Source organism: Sporomusa sp., from assembly GCF_035561255.1.
Lineage (GTDB): Bacteria > Bacillota > Negativicutes > Sporomusales > Sporomusaceae > Sporomusa.
Window position 1 is genome coordinate 1 of the sequence record NZ_DATMXX010000252.1, and the last position, 4,217, is coordinate 4,217.

Consider the following 4,217-nt stretch of genomic DNA (forward strand, 5'->3'; position numbering starts at 1 on the left):
TTATACCACAAATACGCAGCAATGGAACCGGTAGCTTCGAACATTCTCCAGAAGAATTCGGCGGTCATCATCGTAAGACCACACACCCTCTCTGCCTGTAATGGCAATTTCCGTCATTGCTAAGCGTATTATATCACAGCAGTTTGTAAATTACAAGGTTGCCCGCTGTCTTACGGCTTCGTACAATATGATGCCTGCAGCCACCGCGACATTAAGCGACTCCGCCTGACCGACAAGCGGTATAGTAAGACAGGCATCTGCTTTATCAATAAGTTCCTGACAAACCCCCTGCCCTTCATTACCTAAGATAATTGCGGTAGAGCGCTTAAAGTCCACCTGATAATAAATATCTGATTTCTGTAGCGAGGTTGCAAATATGTTAACATTCGCTGACTTGAGCCCTGCTATCAATTCTTCCGGGGGGATTCCTTCAATTACAGGCAGGTGAAATAACGACCCCATCGTCGCCCGCACTGTTTTCCCCGCATATATATCTACTGCACCCTTGAGTATAATCACTCCTGTGCAACCAGCAGCATCTGCTGTTCGAATAATGGTACCGGCATTGCCAGGGTCCTGAATACCATCCAAAACAACAATAAGGGATTCTTTATTATTTGACGTTATCAGCTGCGTAATCGTAGTTTGCCGTTTTTTTAGCACAACCATAATTCCCTGTGGCTGCTCCGTGTCAGACAGTTTATTATAGATTGCTTCAGGCACGATAACCATTCGGCATTGCGCTGCAGTAAGCCTGTCAAGCACGCGTCTTGTTCGTTCACGGGTTGCAACTGCCTCAGTATAAATGCATAGTTGCACAGGCCAGTCAGAGGCGGCACATTCTTCTACAGTCCGCAATCCCTCAGCGATAAACATTCCCAGATTATCCCGGTACTTTTTTTGTTTAAGGGAAGCAACTTCCTTAATTAGTTTGTTAGCCGGGCTGGAAATGAGTTCACTCATTCTAGTTCCTCCAATTTCTGGATCCCCTTAGTTTGACCTACAAAAATCAGAATATCCCCCGGTTTAATGTTCTCATCAGGCTGTGGCGGTACGATAAGCTCTGTTCCACGCTTAATAGCAACCACGTTAACTTCATACCTTACCCGCAGGTTAGCTTGTGCTAAACTTTGACCAATTAACTCTTTCGGTGCAGAAATCTCAACGATACTCAAATCCGGCGACAATTCGATATACTCTAATACATTGGTCGATACCAGGTTGTGAGCAACCCGCTGCCCCATATCACGTTCAGGATAAACAACACGATCGGCGCCGATTTTAGACAGCATTTTACCATGCAGTTCATTGCGGGCTTTAGCAACAATATGTTTTACACCAAGATCTTTAAGCAAGAGTGTTGTTAACACATTAGCCTGTACATCTTCGCCAATTGCAACAACGACAACATCAAAATTCCGAATCCCTAACGCCTTGAGTGAATTCTCATCAGTGGTGTCGGCTTGAACAACATGGGTTACCTCTTCGCTAAATTTCTGGATCCGCTCTTCATCAGAATCGATAGCCAGCACTTCATACCCAAGTGTGTAGAGCGTGGTTGCCACACTGGTACCAAAACGTCCTAATCCAATAACAGCAAATTGTTTATTCTTATTTTTCATATAATAACGCTCCTCTTAGCCGATAATAATTTTCCCTTCAGGATACTGCAATTTACCTTTACGGTTTTTTAGTGCCAATGCCAAGGCTAGAGTAACAGGCCCGACCCGGCCTGCAAACATCGTTAGAATAAGCCAAAGCTTGCCGGAAGTAGTCAAGTCTGGCGTAATACCTGTTGTTAGACCTACTGTACCAAAAGCTGAGGTTACTTCAAACAACAACTTCAGAAAGGGTTGATTCTCGGTAATACTTAACATCATTGTCACAAAAACAACAAGAAGAGCTGAAATAAGCAGGACAGAAAATGCTTTATAAATGATTGAATGCGGAATTCTCCGTTCAAATAGTTCAGCATCATTCCTGCCTCTGATCAGCGCCCAGATAGCAGCCGCCATAACCCCTGCTGTTGTGGTTTTTATACCGCCGCCTGTTGAAGCCGGTGACGCGCCAATAAACATGAGCAATACCAGGAAAAACAGCGTAGCATCAGTAAGTTTGCTCATATCAACAGTATTCCAACCTGCACTGCGCGGTGTCACCGAATGAAAATAACTAGCGAGTAATTTCCCTTGCCAGGACAGATTAGCCAAAGTACCGGGGTTATCATATTCGAGCAGAAAAATCACTACTGCACCAAAAATTGTAAGAAATAAAGTAGTAACCAGAACCACTTTAGTATGAAGTGAAAAAATACAAAATCGTCGGTTTGTCCAAACATCGGCAATAACTGTAAAACCAATCCCGCCTAAAATAATAAGGAGTGAAATTACGATATTAACCACAATATCCTCTACATAACCGGTGGCGCTGGAAAATTCACCATTGATACTGCCAAACAGGTCAAACCCGGCGTTGCAAAAGGATGAAACAGCATGCCAATAACCCCAATAAATACCTTTAGCCCCTAAATCCTGATAAAACCAAAAAGCTAATATTGTACCACCAATAAACTCAATGAGCAAAGTCACCTTGATAATATACTGGGTTAATCGCACAACGCCAGATACGGAAAGTTGATTCAAAGCCTCCTGCATGACTAACCGCTGTCTAAAATTTATTCGTTTACCAATTAGGATTGCCATAAGAGTGGACATAGCCATGATTCCCAGGCCGCCGGCCTGGATCAGACTTATAATAACCAGTTGACCGAACAGCGAAAAATATGTACCGGTATCAACCACGATTAGCCCGGTTACACAGACGGCTGAGGTTGCGGTAAACAGGGCATCAATGAAACTCAGCCTTTGTCCGGTCACCGACGCCAGAGGCGTCATGAGCAGGACAGTCCCTCCCACGATCAGCCCAGCGAACCCCATCACGAGAATCTGATAGGGAGTAAGCTTCCATTGGGCCATATCAAGTAGGTTGGTAATCTTTACATCCAAAATACTCCACCTCTGAATTAAGTATACTTAATGATTATAACCAAATTTTGAAAGCAGTACAAGTTTGGAATAGATTATTTAAGATAGTTTTACGTGACGAGCCACTTGATATAGTGATAAACACATGCTCCAATAAAAAGGTAATACCCCCGGTCATTATCCACCAGGGGTATTACCTTTTGTTAATGTGTCTATATTGCTTTAGAGATGCAATCAAAAGATAACATGTACCTGCGGACTGAATCTTTAACACCTTTTTTTACCATAGACTTTAGATGAATATAATTGGCTGATTGATTTTTGGCAAGCTCGGCTTTAATCGTTTCGCCGGCGGCCATTGACATATCTGTTGCAATGTTAATTTTTGTTATGCCGGACTGAATTGAATTTTGATAATCTTCTTTAGTAAGTTTTGATCCGCCATGCATAACAAGCGGTACATTCACTGTATTGTTAAGTTCAGACAACCGGGAAAAATTAAGGTTAGGCCCGCCCCGGTAGGCTCCGTGATTTGTCCCTACCGCCACTGCTAACGCATCAACCTTGGTTTTTTCTACAAAACTATGGGCAACCTCCGGCTTAACTATGTTTTCCTCATTAATGTCTTTTACATGGTCGTAATAACTAATATAGCCCAATTCACCCTCGACTGAAACACCGAGAGAATGGGCTATGCGGGTAATTTCCTTGGTACGTTTTAAGTTGTCCTCGAAAGACAAAGCGGAACCGTCAAACATAACTGAAGTAAATCCCCAGCGAATGGCCTTCATTACCCCTTCGTAAGTATAACCATGGTCAAGGTGAAGTGCAACTGGCACAGTCGTCTTTTGGGCACCTCTAATCATTGCCGCACTAAGAGTATCTACATCGACAAATTTAAACAAACGCTCGGGAATGCCAAGCACCAGGGGAGTTTTTAGTTCTTCTGCCACCTCAATAACAGCGCCTAAAGTCTCAAAATTAAATACGTTAAAACCGCCTACTGCATACTTTCTTTTTCTTGCATCCTGGAGTAATTCTTTCATTGTTACTAGGGCCAAGGTTAACTCCTCCTTTTTTGTTATAGTAAGCCCGTATTAACTTCTAGTAAATTCTGCTACAATATTTTATTCGCCACTACCCTAAAAAAACCTGCCATTTAAAGATTTTAAATAATCAAATATTTCGGCATTTAATCCTATTTACTGGATTTGATTACTATTAATTCCAATA

At 42.5% G+C, this 4,217-nt stretch carries 4 protein-coding genes; all 4 read right to left on the reverse strand.

Annotated elements, in window-relative coordinates; all coding sequences use genetic code 11:
• Positions 1 to 150: 150 nt before the first annotated feature.
• The 4 genes from VN379_RS14130 to VN379_RS14145 all read right to left on the reverse strand — a co-directional run bounded on the left by VN379_RS14130 (position 151) and on the right by VN379_RS14145 (position 4,045).
• The gene (locus VN379_RS14130) at positions 151 to 963 is read right to left on the reverse strand and encodes an RNA methyltransferase (RefSeq protein ID WP_325534909.1); all 813 of its coding nucleotides are present in this window, start codon (positions 961 to 963) and stop codon (positions 151 to 153) included.
• Complete coding sequence (locus tag VN379_RS14135; RefSeq protein ID WP_325534911.1) at positions 960 to 1,622, reverse strand: TrkA family potassium uptake protein; 663 nt, start codon at positions 1,620 to 1,622, stop codon at positions 960 to 962. The genes VN379_RS14130 and VN379_RS14135 overlap by 4 nt, the downstream gene beginning before the upstream one ends.
• A 15-nt stretch (positions 1,623 to 1,637) precedes the next feature.
• Positions 1,638 to 2,975 carry a TrkH family potassium uptake protein gene (locus VN379_RS14140; protein ID WP_325534915.1) on the reverse strand — a complete coding sequence of 446 codons (1,338 nt, stop codon included), beginning with the start codon at positions 2,973 to 2,975 and terminating at the stop codon, positions 1,638 to 1,640.
• Positions 2,976 to 3,196: 221 nt separating this feature from the next.
• On the reverse strand, positions 3,197 to 4,045 hold the full coding sequence (locus VN379_RS14145) for a class II fructose-bisphosphate aldolase (protein WP_325534913.1): 849 nt from the start codon (positions 4,043 to 4,045) through the stop codon (positions 3,197 to 3,199).
• Positions 4,046 to 4,217 lie beyond the last annotated feature (172 nt).